A 15,029-nucleotide genomic window follows, 5' to 3' on the forward strand; every position below is an offset into this window, starting at 1 on the left:
TATCGTGGATATGCGCAAGAGCGGTCTGGTCAGCAGCAGCGATTCGGGTTCCTACTCGGACCTCAATCGTCTGAATCAGCTCAAGGTCGGCGACAAGAACAGCGACGGCAACCTGCGCAAGGTGGCGCAGGAATTCGAATCGCTGTTCCTCGGGGAAATGCTCAAGTCCATGCGTTCGGCCACCGAAGCGCTGGGTCAGGACAATCCGATGAACACCCCGGCGGCCAAGCAATATCAGGAAATGTATGACCAGCAACTGGCCGTTTCCATGTCCCGCGAGGGCGGTGGTATCGGCCTGGCTGACGTGCTTATGCGCCAGATGTCGAAGAACAAACCGCTGGCGCCGGGTGAAGCCGCCGCAGCGTCTCTGGCCAAGCAAGAGGCCGCGAAAGCCGCCGTGCAAACGCCGGTGGCGGCCGGCACGACGGCAATCAACGGACCGCTGTCGCGGGTCAATGGCCAGCGGCCGTTGTGGGCTTCGCGCTCGGTCCATGCGCCGCAAGAGGCGGGTGAGGGTGGTCATCGCAATGACATGGCGCTGATCAATCAGCGACGCCTGGCATTGCCGCCGAAGCTGGCTGATCGTCTGTTGGCCGGGTTGGTGCCTTCGGCGACGCCCGCTGCCACGACGATCAACAAGACACCGTTGCCTGAGCGCGCGACGAGCACCGGCACGGGACCGCTGTACAACGGCGACTGGCTGGCGACTGCGCAGCAATCCTCCTCGGGCGGCATGCAGATCTACGGTCGCGCCATGGCGCAGATTCCGTTGGCGCCCCCGAAGAAAGCCTTCAGTTCCGCCGACCAGTTCGTCAACACCATGTTGCCGATGGCCAAGGAGGCGGCGGCGCGGATTGGTGTCGATCCGCGTTACCTGGTGGCCCAGGCGGCGCTGGAAACTGGTTGGGGTAAATCGGTCATGCGCCAGCAGGATGGCAGCAGCAGCCACAACCTGTTCGGCATCAAGGCCGGCAACAGTTGGCAGGGAAATTCGGCGCGGGCGATCACCAGCGAATTCCGGAACGGGCAGATGGTCAAGGAGACGGCCGAGTTCCGTTCCTACGACTCCTACAAGGACAGTTTCCATGACCTTGTGACTTTGCTGCAGACCAATAATCGCTATCAAGATGTCGTGAAGTCGGCCGATAACCCGGAACAGTTTGTACGCGAGTTGCAGAAGGCCGGTTACGCAACCGACCCGGACTACGCGAGCAAGATTTCGCAGATAGCCAAGCAGATGACGAGTTACCAGAACTACGCTGCGGCGGGCGTTTCCACTACGCCTTTATAGGCACAAGGAATAAGGTCTGAACCATGAGTTTGCTCAATATCGGGATGTCGGGGCTCTCTGCTAGCCACGCTTCGCTGGTGACTACCGGTAACAACATTTCCAACGTCGATACCGTCGGGTACTCGCGCCAACAAACTGTACAGGGCACCAAAGGCTCTATTCAGTACGGCAATGTGTTCATCGGCACCGGCACGACGCTGGCCGATGTGCGTCGGGTGTACAACAGCTACCTCGATGCACAGTTGCAGACCACCACCTCGCTCAACGGTGATGCGCAAGCTTATCTGGGGCAGGCCACTCAGGTGGACAAACTGCTGTCCGACAGTGGCACCGGCATCACCAAGACACTGCAGTCCTTCTTCTCGTCGTTGCAGACGCTGTCCGCGAACTCCAACGACAACGCTGCACGCCAGGCGCTGTTGACCAATGCCCAGGGTTTGAGCAGCCGCTTCAATGCCATATCCCAGCAGTTGACGCAGCAGAACACCTACATCAACGATCAGTTGGGCTCGATGGCCGAACAGGTCAACAAGCTGGCGTCGACTGTCGCGGCGTACAACAAGAGAATCAGTGAAGTCAGCAGTTCGAGTGGCACGCCCAACGAACTGCTGGACCAGCGCAACGAAACCATTCGCCAGCTCAACGAGCTGGTCGGTACTCAGGTCACCGAAACCGAAGGCCGACTGGATGTCTACCTGGGTAGCGGCCAGCCGTTGGTTGTCGGCGACACGGTCAATAAATTGCGTATGGCGGCAGACCCGACCGACCCGACCCGTTCCTCGATCATCATGGATCGTGGCAGTTCGTCGATCGACATCACGGGTGTGATGAGCGGCGGCCAGATGGGTGGACTGTTGCGCTATCGCTCTGAAGTGCTGACGCCGGCGGTCAATAGCCTGGGCCGCATCGCCATGGTTGTGGCGGATCAGGTGAACAAGCAGTTGGGGCAGGGCCTGGACCAGAACGGCAACTTCGGCGCCGCGCTGTTCAACAACATCAACAGCGCTGCAGCCATCAGTCAGCGCAGCATCGCCAATGCGAACAACGACCCGGCCTCCGGCAACCTGAACGTCACCATCAAGGACACCAGCAAGCTGCAGGCCAGTGACTATCAGGTGACCATCACGGCCACGGGCTACAACGTGCGTCGCTTGTCGGATAACACCGACATGGGCAACTTCGCGTTCGCTACACCTCCTGCTGCCGAGCCGGTCATCGATGGCTTCAGCCTGAGCCTGAACGCAGGTTCGGTCACCGCCGGCGACAGCTTCAAGATTACCCCGACGCGCAGCTCCGCCGCGGACATGACCACGGTCATGACCGACGCCAAAACCCTGGCCACGGCCGCTCCGCTAACCTCTTCCAAGGCCTCGGGCAATGACGGTACCGGTGCTGTCAGTCAGCCGACACTGAACACTGCCCTGGATATCTACGATCCGGTCCAGCGTCTGGAGGTGCAGACGGCGGTCAAGGCATCGATGCCGGTTCGCATGCTCATGACCAGCGCCACGGCCTACGAGGTGTTCGACGCCAAGGGCAACAGCGTCGGTACCGGCAACATCGTGCCAGGCCAGAACAACGACCTGAACATTGCCGTGCCTTACACCGATGCCGGTGGCAATGCCAAAACCTTCAGCGTGGGGATGACCGTCAGCGGCAGCCCGGCTTCGGGTGACAGTTTCAATATTTCCATGACCGCGGCCGGCAGCACCGACAACCGCAATGCTTCGGCCTTGCTCGGTCTGCAAACCAAGGCAACGGTGGGGGCCACTGCCACGAGCCCGGGTGTGAGTTTTACCGAGGCTTATGGTGGCCTGGTGTCGAGCGTCGGCTCCCAGACCAAGCAGGCTCAACTGGACGGCACCGCCACTGACACCATCCTGACCGGGGCGCGAAACGCCCGTGACTCGCTGTCGGGGGTCGATCTCGATGAAGAGGCCGGCAACCTGACCAAGTATCAGCAGTACTACACGGCGTCTTCGCAGATCATCAAGACTGCGCAGGAAATTTTCAGCACTCTGATCAATGCCCTTTAAGGAGCCGTAGAACATGCGCATTTCTACAGCACAGTATTACGCCACGACGGCTGCCAACTACTCTCGCAACCTCAATAACGTGATGAAGACCGCCGAGCAGGCCAGCAGCGGCGTCAAGCTTGAGACGGCAGCGGATGATCCGGTCGGCGCGGCCCGCCTTCTGCAACTTGAGCAGCAAAAAGCCATGTTGGGTCAGTACACCACCAACATCAACTCGTTGAACACCGCTCAAGCGCAAGAAGAGAGCGTGCTCGACAGCATCAACAACGTGTTGCAGAAAGTCAGCGAGTTGGCGGTACGTGCCGGTGGCGGCTCGTTGAACGACGATGACCGCAAATCCATTGCCGCAGAACTCAAGCAATCCGAAGAGCAATTGCTGAGTTTGATGAACAGCAAGGACGCCAACGGCAAGTACATCTTCTCTGGCGCCAGCAACAATACCCAGCCGTTTGTGCGCAACAGTGACGGCACCTACAGCTACCAGGGTGACCAGACTCAGCTGGAGCTGAAGATCGGTGACTCGATGTCGCTGGGCCTTAACGATACCGGCTGGGACGTTTTCCAGCAGGCGATCAACGCCGCTCGCAGCTCGACCACCATGCTCACGCCGCCCGTCGATGACGGACGCGTCAGGCTGTCGCCAGGCCTGGTGAACTCCGGTCCGGCCTTCGATGCGAACTTCCGCGGCGGCGAGCCTTACAAGTTGCAGTTCACCAGCAGCACCCAGTTCGTGATCACCGATGCCACCGGCGCCGACAGGACCGCCGAGGCGACTGGCGGCGGGGTGTTCGACCCGAATGCCAAGGGCGGCTCCGACATCAACTTCCGCGGCGTGACGTTCAAGCTGGACATCACCCCCCAGGCTGGCGATAACGCCACCAATATCGATGGCTTCATCGCCACTCACAGTTTCGAGTTGTCGGCCAAACCGGACAGCTTCGTCAGCAACCGTGCCCCGAGCAACGTATCGACGGTGGTCGTGAGCAATGCAGCGGTGAGCAATGCTGCTGATTACAACAGCTTTTTCCCGGAAGGCGGGGCGGTCCTGAAGTTCACCGGTCCCGGGACCTTCGACCTGTACGCTCGTCCGTTGACCAGCGGCAGCACGCCGGTAACCTCCGGGACCGTGGTGGCTGGCGTGGCGACAGCCGCCGGTGTCGACTTTACCCTGAGTGGCGGCACTCCTCCCGGCGTGCTCAATCCGGGCGACCAGTTCGATATCGCGGTCAATACGCACCAGACCCAGAACGTACTCGACACCATCAGCCAGCTGCGTTCGGCGCTCGACGCACCGACCCAGGGCAATCCGGCCGCCCAGCGTTTTCTGGAGAACACGGTAGCCTCCTCCATTGCCAACCTGAACAACGGCAAGAACCAGGTCGATCTGGCGCGTGGCGCGATCGGTGCCCGGGGTAACGTGATGGACATGCAGAAGGACCAGAACTCCAGTGCCGGCCTGATCAACGAATCGACGGGCAACTCGATCAAGAACGCCGACCCGGCGGAAGTGCTGACGCGTCTGACCCTGCAGCAAACCATGCTGCAGGCCGCGCAACTGGCCTTCGCCAGGGTTTCCCAGTTGAGCCTGTTCAACAAGCTTTGAGTCGGTCTTGACCGCTCGCGGCCAGCCCCTGTCACAGGGGGCTGGCTTTTTTTTTGCTTTTTATTGGGGGGAGGGCGAGGCCGGGCAGGGCGGGATCCGGACCACAAAATCAAATAAAGCAGCGATGCCTGAGTGACCTGTCAGTCAAAACGCGCATCTTCACTGTATCCTGTCTGCGGGCGGTGAAGGTGGCGGGCTGTTCAAGGTGTATTTCTTGAGCCCCGATGTTGCCTCCTCTGGGGGCCAGGCCCTGACTGTAGACGCCCTCGATTCAGCGAGCGGCGATGTTCAGCTGTTTATTATTGGGAAGCCATAATGATTGGCATAAAAAATATAGCGAGTTACGTGCCGGCAGCCGGGATTGATAATTACGCCCAGGGTGCAAAGTTCGACAAGGACGAAACCTTTATCCTTGGCAAAATCGGTTCTGCGTTTTTGCCGCGCATGGGTGCCGATCAGGAAACGTCCGATCTGTGTGTCGAAGCAGCCAATGCGCTGTTCGCCGCCAGTCCAGAACTCAAGCGTGAATCCATCGACTGCTTGATCGTCGTTACCCAGAATGGCGATGAGGAAGGGTTGCCGCACACTGCTGCGATCGTTCAGGACAAACTGGGCTTGCCGACCCATGTCGCTGCTTTCGATATTTCCCTGGGTTGTTCTGGCTACGTCTACGGCATCTATGCGATCAAAGGCTTCATGGAAGCGGCAGGGCTGAAAAATGGCCTGCTGATCACTGCCGATCCTTATTCGAAGATCGTCGACCCGGAAGACCGCAACACCACGATGCTGTTCGGTGATGCCGCTACCGCCACCTGGATGGGCGAAAACGCTGTCTGGCAACTGGGCAAGTCGAAGTTCGGTACCGACGGTTCCGGCGCACCGCACCTCAAGGTCAGCGACGGTGTGTTCTTCATGAATGGTCGCCAGGTGTTCAACTTTGCCTTGTTGAAAGTCCCTGCGCATTTGCATGAGTTGTTGGATGAGTCCAATTTGCAGGCGAGCGACATCGATGCCTTCTGCATTCACCAGGGCAGTGCGGCCATCGTCGATGCCGTGGCGCGCCGCTTCGAAGAAGGTGAGCCGGAGAAGTTCGTCAAGGACATGCTTGAAACCGGTAACACGGTGTCGTCGAGCATTCCGCTGCTGTTGCAGAACCACGTCTTCGACTCCAAGTGGACTCGAGTTGCCATCAGCGGCTTTGGCGTGGGCCTCTCGTGGGGTTCGGCCATTCTCTATCGCGGTTGATCGACTGACTCGATGCTACAAAAAAACAACGCCCGGAAATTTAAACTTCCGGGCGTTTTGCGTTTTTCTGACGCCGACTTTCTGGCTCTAAAGCCTTGAAAATAAAGGGCTGGCAAGCTGCCACTAAAAAATTCGAAAAAACCGCTCAAGCAAAGCCTCTTCACGACGATAACTATTACGTAGGTTCTCTAGGCCACACCAGGCGGTTGCCAGGGCCGGAAGCCGCAGTATCCATCCAACGAGGATTTCGTCATGGCTTTAACCGTAAACACCAACCTTGCTTCCTTGACCGTTCAGAACAACCTGAACAAAGCTTCCGGTAATCTGCAAACCTCCATGCAGCGCCTGTCCTCCGGCCTGCGTATCAACAGCGCTAAAGACGACGCTGCCGGCCTGCAGATTTCCAACCGTCTGACCAGCCAGATCAACGGCCTGGGCGCGGCTATCAAGAACGCCGGTGACGGTATCTCCATCGCGCAAACCGCTGAAGGCGCGATGCAGGAATCCACCAACATCCTGCAGAAAATGCGTACCCTGGCTCTGGCTTCCGCGAACGGCTCGCCAAGCGATGACGACCGTAAGTCGAACAACGCCGAATACTCTGCACTGACTGCTGAACTGACTCGTATTGCTACCACCACTACCTTCGGTGGTCGTAACCTGCTGGACGGCTCCTTCGGTACTACCCAATTCCAGGTAGGCGCCAACGCCAACCAGACCATCAACATGACTCTGGGCGACGTATCGGCCAACAACATCGGCTCCCAGCAGCTGAAAAGCCTGGCGATCGCGCCGAGCGCAACCGGTGTAGCTGGTGGTGCTGTAACTCTCGTTGGTGGTGGCCAGACCGCAAACTTCACCATTACAGCGGGTGATTCGGCCAAGACCACCGCTTCGCAGATCAACAAAGCCGCTGTTGGTGGCGTGACCGCGACTGCCAGTACTGAAGCTCAATTCACTGTCAACAGTGCTGCCATCACTACCAGCGCCAACTTCACCATTAAAGTCGGCACCGGTGCCGCGGTGAGCATGGTGGGTGTGACCAACACCGGTGAACTGGCTGACCAACTGAAATCCAACGCCGCCAAACTGGGCATCAGCGTTAACTACGATGCCAAGGCTGGTACCCTGTCGGTTAAATCCGATACCGGTGAGAACATCACTCTGGACAACGGTGACGCAGACGCAATCGCCGGTATCTCGGTTGCAGCCAAAGACGGTTCCGGTGTCTATGGTGCTCCAGTTGCCGCCCTTGCTGGTCCTCTGCAGATCACTGGCGCTGTTTCCCTGAACTCCGCCAACAGCTACTCGATGAGCGGCGCGGGCGTGACCAACCTGTTCAACGCCGGTACTGCTGCCAGCTCGGTTAAAACCACTGTCGCGGCCACTGACGTTACCACTGCAGCCAACGCTCAGAACGCTATCGACGTGATCAGCCAGGCGATCTCGGCTATCGACTCCCAGCGTGCTGACCTCGGTGCGGTACAAAACCGTTTCGACAGCACCGTAGCCAACCTGCGCAGCATCTCGGACAACTCCACTTCTGCTCGTGGCGTGATCCAGGACGTTGACTTCGCAGCAGAAACTGCTCAGCTGACCAAGCAACAAACCCTGCAACAAGCTTCTACTGCGATCCTGTCGCAGGCTAACCAGCTGCCATCGGCTGTACTGAAGCTGCTGGGTTGATTCCAGCGCTTGGTAACTGACGGAAGGGCGCGTTTACGCGCCCTTTTGTTTTTTTTCATGATGAGGAGATAAGGCATGGACATGAGCGTCAAATTGAACCAGTCCTATCCCGCGGTTGCCCTTCAGGGCGTAACGCCGAATGTCACTGGAAAACCGGAACAGCCCAAGACTGAAGCGCTCAAGGCCTCGAGCCCCGAGCCAAAGCGTGACGAGCTGGAAAAAGCGGTTACCGATATTCAGGAGTTTGTCCAGGCTGCCCAGCGCAATCTGGATTTTTCCATTGATGACTCCACTGGCCGGGTCGTGGTCAAGGTCATCGCCACCGATACGGGTCTGGTGATTCGTCAGATCCCGTCGGAAGCTGCACTAAAACTGGCCCAGAGCCTGTCGGACGCCAGTAGTTTGTTGTTTGACGGCAAAGTCTGAACTGGCATGAATTTTGTTGCTGTCGCTGTTTAAGACGTTCCTGGTCAAGAAAACGGCAGCCACTGGATAAGGAGAGAGATGATGGCGGGTACAACGGTCAGCGGTATTGGTTCGAACATCGATACCCAGGCGATTGTTAAGTCTTTGGTGGACTCCGAAAGAGCGCCAAAACAGACGCAAATCAACAATCAGACGCTGAAAGCAACCACCTCGCTGTCGTCGATCGGCAAAATCCAGGCGGCGCTGGATGCCTTCCGTGGGGCGTTGGATAACATGAAAACCACCGCCAGCTTCAGCGGGTTGAGCGGCACGTCCTCCGATGAAAAAGTGGCCACGGTGACCACCGGTAACGGTGCGGCGGCGGGCAATTTCTCGCTGCTGGTCACCCAGTTGGCAACCGCATCGAAAATTTCCACCAAGGTTTACGCCGATGGCGCTTCCTCGGTGGTCAATGCCGGGGCGGTGCCGTCCACGCTGAGCATCAAGCAGGGCAGCGATACTTTCGACGTCAGCATTCCCGCTGGCGCGACGTTGCAGCAGGTGCGCGACTCGATCAACTCCCAGTACGCGAACCAGGGCTTGAGTGCCAACATCCTGACCGATGCCAACGGTTCTCGAATGGTGCTGACGAGCAGTAAAACCGGGGTCGGTTCGGACTTGACCCTGTCGGGCAATTCCGGTCTGGAAACCGGCACCTCGATCCTCACCACACCGCAGAACGCCAAGTACACGCTTGACGGTGTGGCGATGGAATCGAAGAGCAACACCATTGCCGATGCCGTGAGCGGTATTACGCTGAAATTGACAGGTGTTTCTCCGGTCCCGTCTGGCGGCGGTGCGGCAACACCAACCACTATCACCGTGTCGGCCGACACTACGACGCTGAAGTCTTCGGTCAAGGGGTTTGTCGACACCTATAACGCGCTGATCAAGGCTGCCAACACCGAGACACAGGTCACGACCAATGCCGATGGTTCGTTGACGACAGGTGCGCTCACGGGCGACGCGTCGCTGCGTTCATTGCTATCGTCGGTACGTACCGAATTGAACGCCATGGGTGGCACCGGTCAGATGAAATCCCTCGCTCAGTTTGGTGTCGAGACCGACCAGAAGACCGGATTGCTGTCGATCGACGATAAAGTGTTCAGTGCTGCGGCAAAGACCAATGCCGCCGATATCAACGGGATTTTTACGGGCGATACCGGTTTGCTTGCGCGCATGAAGACTGCTACCGACACCTTCGCGCAGAAAACTACCGGGGTCTTTGCCGCGCGTTCGGCGAGCTTGAGCGATAGCCTGAACGACCTGAAGAAACAGCAGGACTCCCTCGATGCACGGATGGTCAGCCTGCAAACAAGTCTGACCGCCAAGTACACCGCGATGGACTCCCTGGTGGCCAGGCTGCGCGCCCAGAGCGACAGCATCATGACTACGCTCAATGCGCTGAACAATCCCAAAGACAGCTGATTTGGATCAGGCATGAAAAACCCGGGTTGCCTGTAAAGTCAGCGCCAGGGTTTTTTCACGGGGCGGCGGGTCTGCATTAAAGTTATGTGTCGACCAGTCGACATAAAGATCAGAGCCTTCCCAATTTCAAGCTGTTGTCTGTCACGAGGTAGAAACATGAACCCCATGAGAGCCCTTCGCCAATACCAGAAGGTCAATTCCCATGCCCAGATCTCGGAAGCCAGCCCTCATCGCCTGGTGCAGATGCTGATGGAGGGCGGGCTGGACCGCATGGCCCAGGCCAAGGGCGCCATGGAGCGGGGCGACACCGCACTCAAGGGGTTGATGTTGGGCAAGGCCGTGGACATCATCATCGGCCTGCGTGATGGCTTGAACCCGGAAAAGACCGATGATCCGGCGTCGCTGCAGCAGCTCGACAATTTGTACGCCTACATGATGACCCGCCTGATGGAAGCCAATCGCGATAACAACGCGGCGATCATCGACGAGGTATCGGGTTTGCTTGAAACCCTGAAAAGCGGTTGGGATGCAATTGCCAATCAATAGGCCCGAGGGTCTGAGGATGACGTCATGAGTCAAGCACTGCGGCGCATAGAAGAAACCCGCGAAGCCCTGATCGACGCCCTGGCGGCGCGTAACTGGGACGCGATCGGCGAACTGGATTCGACCTGTCGTGAATGCGTCGACGAGGTGCTCAGTGAAGCGCCGATCGACGAAGATGCGGTGCGGAGCAATCTGGAAGGGTTGCTGGCAGTGTACAAAGAGTTGCTGACGGCGACGATGGGCGAGCGTCAGGCAATAGTCGATGAGATGTCGCAGATCAACCAAGCACAAAAGGCATCAAAGGTTTACCATCTGTTTGGTTAATTGACGCCGGTTAATCCAAACATAGTGCGCCATAAATTTGACTGTGCACGGTTTTTTGACTTAACTAGTGGCTGGTTCCAGAATTCAGTCGTCTTCAGGCATATCAGGCCTGCAAGCGTTTAGCTTGCCCCAGCATTTTGGGCATTGAGTTGACTAGGGAAGTTGCTATTGCATGTGGCGTGAAACCAAAATTCTGCTGATTGATGACGATAGCGTCCGCCGCCGCGACCTGGCGGTGATTTTAAATTTTCTCGGCGAAGAAAATTTACCCTGCGGTAGCCATGACTGGCAGCAGGCTGTCGGCTCTTTGTCGTCAAGTCGTGAAGTAATCTGTGTCCTGATCGGGACGGTCAATGCTCCTGGTGCACTTCTGGGCTTGCTAAAGACACTCTCGACCTGGGATGAGTTCCTTCCGGTTTTGTTAATGGGCGATAATTCTTCCATTGACCTGCCGGAGGACCAGCGTCGCCGGGTGCTTTCGACCCTCGAAATGCCGCCCAGCTACAGCAAGCTGCTCGACTCGCTGCACCGTGCCCAGGTCTATCGCGAGATGTACGACCAGGCCCGCGAGCGCGGTCGTCATCGCGAACCCAACCTTTTCCGCAGTCTTGTCGGCACCAGCCGGGCGATCCAGCACGTCCGCCAGATGATGCAGCAAGTCGCCGATACCGATGCCAGCGTGCTGATCCTCGGCGAGTCCGGCACCGGCAAGGAAGTGGTTGCGCGCAACCTGCATTACCATTCCAAGCGCCGCGAAGCGCCGTTCGTGCCGGTCAACTGCGGGGCGATCCCGGCCGAGTTGCTGGAAAGCGAATTGTTCGGTCATGAGAAGGGCGCCTTCACCGGGGCAATCACCAGCCGTGCCGGTCGATTCGAGCTGGCCAATGGCGGCACGCTGTTCCTCGATGAAATCGGCGACATGCCGCTGCCGATGCAGGTCAAGCTGCTGCGCGTATTGCAGGAGCGCACTTTCGAACGCGTGGGCAGCAACAAGACCCAGAGCGTCGACGTGCGCATCATTGCCGCGACCCACAAGAATCTCGAAAGCATGATCGAGATCGGCACTTTCCGCGAAGACCTGTACTACCGCCTGAATGTGTTCCCGATCGAGATGGCGCCGCTGCGCGAGCGCGTCGAGGACATTCCGCTGCTGATGAACGAGCTGATCTCGCGCATGGAGCACGAGAAGCGCGGTTCGATCCGTTTCAACTCGGCGGCGATCATGTCGCTGTGCCGGCATGGCTGGCCGGGTAACGTTCGTGAACTGGCCAACCTGGTGGAGCGCATGGCGATCATGCATCCATACGGCGTGATCGGCGTGGTCGAGCTGCCGAAGAAATTCCGCTACGTCGACGATGAAGACGAGCAAATGGTCGACAGCCTGCGCACTGATCTGGAAGAGCGCGTGGCCATCAACGGTCATACCCAGGACTTCACGGCCAACGCCATGTTGCCGCCGGAGGGTCTGGACCTGAAGGACTACCTCGGTGGCCTGGAGCAAGGGTTGATCCAGCAGGCGCTGGATGATGCCAACGGCATCGTGGCGCGCGCGGCTGAGCGCCTGCGTATTCGTCGTACCACGCTGGTGGAAAAGATGCGCAAGTACGGCATGAGCCGTCGTGATGGAGATGAACAGGCGGAGGATTGACGCCTGTTTTTCAACCCATTCATTTATAAGAAGTTTTTTTTAGGCATGGGTATTGCTTTGTCCCTCGCAACGTTCCGTTTCACTGACGGTCAGCCAAGCGAGAGAGCACCATGCCCCTATCCGCCCAGATATCTCCTGCCTCAGATGCTTTTGGGGATGCTTCGCGGCAGCCGTCGTCCGTAGAGCAGGCGAGCCGTCTGGGTCTTGAGCAGGCATTCGCGCTGTTCAATCAGATGTCCAGTCAGTTGACCGATTCCTACAGCATGCTTGAAGCCCGGGTCACCGAGCTCAAGGGTGAACTGGCGGTGGTCAGCGCCCAGCGCATGCAGGAACTGGCGGAAAAAGAACGCCTGGCCAACCGCCTGCAAAATCTCCTTGATCTATTGCCTGGCGGTGTCATCGTCATCGACGCCCAGGGCATCGTGCGCGAAGCCAATCCGGCGGCGTGCGAGTTGCTGGGCCTGCCGCTGGAAGGTGAATTGTGGCGCCACGTCATTGCCCGCTGCTTTGCGCCGCGCGAAGACGATGGCCATGAGGTCTCCCTCAAGGATGGGCGGCGCCTGTCGATCGCCACGCGCTCGCTGGACGCCGAGCCTGGCCAGTTGGTGTTGCTCAATGACCTGACCGAAACCCGCCATCTGCAGGATCAGTTGGCTCGGCATGAGCGCCTGTCGTCGTTGGGGCGCATGGTCGCTTCCTTGGCTCATCAGATACGCACGCCGTTGTCCGCCGCGTTGCTGTACGCCAGTCATTTGACCGAGCAAGCGCTGCCGGTCGCTACCCAGCAGCGTTTTGCCGGGCGTCTCAAGGAGCGCCTGCACGAGCTCGAGCACCAGGTGCGCGACATGCTGGTGTTTGCTCGGGGTGAGTTGCCGCTGACCGACCGCGTAACCCCTGGCCAACTGATGCAATCGCTGCAGGCGGCCGCACTGACCCATGTGCAGGATCTGCCGATCCGCTGGCAGTGCGACAGTCATTCGGGGGAGTTGCTGTGCAATCGCGACACTCTGGTCGGCGCGATCCTCAACCTGATCGAGAACGCCATTCAGGCCAGTGCCGGTCACTTGCGCCTGAAGATTCACCTCTACACCCGCGGCAACACCTTGCGCCTGTGTGTCAGTGACAGTGGCTCGGGCATCGATGCCGCGGTTCTGGCGCGATTGGGCGAACCTTTTTTTACCACCAAAACCACCGGAACAGGTCTTGGCCTGACCGTGGTCAAGGCGGTGGCCCGTGCGCATCAGGGAGAATTGCAGCTGCGTTCGCGGCTCGGTCGCGGCACTTGCGCGCAGGTGATCCTGCCGCTGTTCAGTAACGCTCAGGGAGCGGAGTGACAGAGATGGGCATCAAGGTTCTGTTGGTCGAGGACGACCGTGCGTTGCGCGAGGCACTGGCTGATACGCTGTTGCTCGCGGGGCACGATTACAAGGCGGTGGGTTCGGCGCAAGAGGCGCTGGTAGCTGTCGGCGGCGAGGCTTTCAGCCTGGTGATCAGCGACGTCAACATGCCAGGCATGGACGGCCACCAGTTGCTGGGCCTGCTGCGAGCGCGGCAGCCGCAGTTGCCGGTGTTGCTGATGACGGCTCACGGTGCGGTCGAGCGTGCGGTCGATGCGATGCGCCAGGGGGCGGCGGACTACCTGGTCAAGCCATTCGAACCCAAGGCGTTGCTCGACCTGGTGGCGCGCCATGCCCTGGGCAGTCTTGGCCTGGCCGAGGGTGAGGGGCCGGTAGCGCTCGAGCCGGCGAGCGCCCAGTTGCTCGAGCTGGCGGCGCGGGTGGCGCGCAGTGATTCCACGGTGTTGATTTCGGGTGAATCGGGCACGGGCAAGGAGGTGCTGGCGCGTTACATCCATCAGCATTCTCATCGCGCCAGTCAGCCGTTCATTGCGATCAACTGCGCCGCGATCCCGGACAACATGCTCGAAGCGACCTTGTTCGGTCACGAAAAGGGTTCCTTTACCGGCGCCATTGCCGCGCAAGCCGGCAAGTTCGAGCAGGCGGACGGCGGTACCCTTCTGCTCGACGAAATATCCGAAATGCCCCTGGGGCTCCAGGCCAAATTGCTGCGTGTGCTGCAGGAGCGCGAGGTCGAGAGGGTGGGGGCGCGTAAACCGATCGCGCTGGATATTCGCGTGGTCGCAACCACCAACCGCGACCTGGCGGGTGAGGTGGCGGCGGGGCGCTTTCGCGAAGACCTCTATTATCGCCTGTCGGTGTTTCCGCTGGCCTGGCGTCCGCTGCGTGAGCGCACCGCTGACATTCTGCCGTTGGCCGAGCGTCTGTTGGCCAGGCACGTCAATAAAATGAAGCATTCGGCTGCCAGGTTGTCGCCCGAGGCTCAGGCGTGCCTGATCGGTTATCCGTGGCCAGGTAACGTGCGTGAACTGGATAACGCGATTCAGCGCGCGCTGATTTTGCAACAGGGCGGTCTGATCCAGCCGCAGGACTTTTGCCTGGCCGGGCCGGTGGCCTGCGCTCCGTTGCCTGTGTCGGTTGCGGCGCCGCTGCGGTCCATGGAGGCTGAGTCCGAGTCGGCCGGTGCGCTGGGGGATGACCTGCGTCGCCGTGAGTTCCAGATGATCATCGATACCCTGCGCGCCGAGCGTGGTCGGCGCAAAGAGGCGGCCGAGCGCCTGGGGATCAGCCCGCGAACCCTGCGCTACAAGCTGGCGCAGATGCGCGATGCCGGCATGGATGTGGAAGCCTATCTGTTCGCCACTTGACCGCTAGCCTGCGCCTGAGCCCTGTAGGAGCGAGC

At 59.3% G+C, this 15,029-nt stretch carries 12 protein-coding genes; all 12 read left to right on the forward strand.

The features are described from left to right. Positions 1–4: 4 nt before the first annotated feature. Positions 5–1,291: a flagellar assembly peptidoglycan hydrolase FlgJ gene (gene flgJ / locus C9422_RS08580; protein ID WP_116580337.1), complete on the forward strand. Its 1,287-nt coding sequence runs from the start codon at positions 5–7 to the stop codon at positions 1,289–1,291. 23 nt (positions 1,292–1,314) lie between these two features. Then, a complete protein-coding gene (flgK, locus tag C9422_RS08585) occupies positions 1,315–3,327 on the forward strand; it encodes a flagellar hook-associated protein FlgK (RefSeq protein ID WP_116580338.1) in 2,013 nt (670 codons plus the stop codon). Positions 3,328–3,340: 13 nt separating this feature from the next. After that, positions 3,341–4,930, forward strand: coding sequence for a flagellar hook-associated protein 3 (locus C9422_RS08590; RefSeq protein WP_116580339.1), 1,590 nt, complete (start codon positions 3,341–3,343; stop codon positions 4,928–4,930). A gap of 315 nt (positions 4,931–5,245) precedes the next feature. Continuing rightward, positions 5,246–6,175, forward strand: a complete 930-nt coding sequence (locus C9422_RS08595; protein WP_116580340.1) for a ketoacyl-ACP synthase III — start codon at positions 5,246–5,248, stop codon at positions 6,173–6,175. A 252-nt stretch (positions 6,176–6,427) separates the two neighbouring features. Next, positions 6,428–7,861, forward strand: coding sequence for a flagellin (locus tag C9422_RS08600; RefSeq protein ID WP_116580341.1), 1,434 nt, complete (start codon positions 6,428–6,430; stop codon positions 7,859–7,861). Between the two features lie 75 nt (positions 7,862–7,936). Continuing rightward, positions 7,937–8,287 carry a flagellar protein FlaG gene (locus C9422_RS08605; RefSeq protein WP_116580342.1) on the forward strand — a complete coding sequence of 117 codons (351 nt, stop codon included), beginning with the start codon at positions 7,937–7,939 and terminating at the stop codon, positions 8,285–8,287. 81 nt (positions 8,288–8,368) lie between these two features. Next, positions 8,369–9,754: a flagellar filament capping protein FliD gene (gene fliD / locus C9422_RS08610; protein ID WP_116580343.1), complete on the forward strand. Its 1,386-nt coding sequence runs from the start codon at positions 8,369–8,371 to the stop codon at positions 9,752–9,754. Positions 9,755–9,910: 156 nt separating this feature from the next. Continuing rightward, a complete protein-coding gene (fliS, locus tag C9422_RS08615; RefSeq protein WP_116580344.1) occupies positions 9,911–10,300 on the forward strand; it encodes a flagellar export chaperone FliS in 390 nt (129 codons plus the stop codon). A 24-nt stretch (positions 10,301–10,324) separates the two neighbouring features. Further along, entirely contained in the window at positions 10,325–10,621 is a 297-nt protein-coding gene (gene fliT / locus C9422_RS08620; protein WP_077045766.1) for a flagellar protein FliT, read from the forward strand. A gap of 172 nt (positions 10,622–10,793) precedes the next feature. Further along, positions 10,794–12,269 carry a sigma-54 dependent transcriptional regulator gene (locus C9422_RS08625; protein ID WP_007975331.1) on the forward strand — a complete coding sequence of 492 codons (1,476 nt, stop codon included), beginning with the start codon at positions 10,794–10,796 and terminating at the stop codon, positions 12,267–12,269. 128 nt (positions 12,270–12,397) lie between these two features. Beyond that, a complete protein-coding gene (locus C9422_RS08630) occupies positions 12,398–13,603 on the forward strand; it encodes a PAS domain-containing sensor histidine kinase (RefSeq protein ID WP_165824759.1) in 1,206 nt (401 codons plus the stop codon). A 5-nt stretch (positions 13,604–13,608) separates the two neighbouring features. Next, the gene (locus tag C9422_RS08635; protein WP_116580346.1) at positions 13,609–14,994 is read left to right on the forward strand and encodes a sigma-54 dependent transcriptional regulator; all 1,386 of its coding nucleotides are present in this window, start codon (positions 13,609–13,611) and stop codon (positions 14,992–14,994) included. Positions 14,995–15,029 lie beyond the last annotated feature (35 nt).

It is taken from the genome of Pseudomonas sp. B1(2018) (genome assembly GCF_003097365.1).
GTDB lineage: Bacteria > Pseudomonadota > Gammaproteobacteria > Pseudomonadales > Pseudomonadaceae > Aquipseudomonas > Aquipseudomonas laurylsulfatiphila.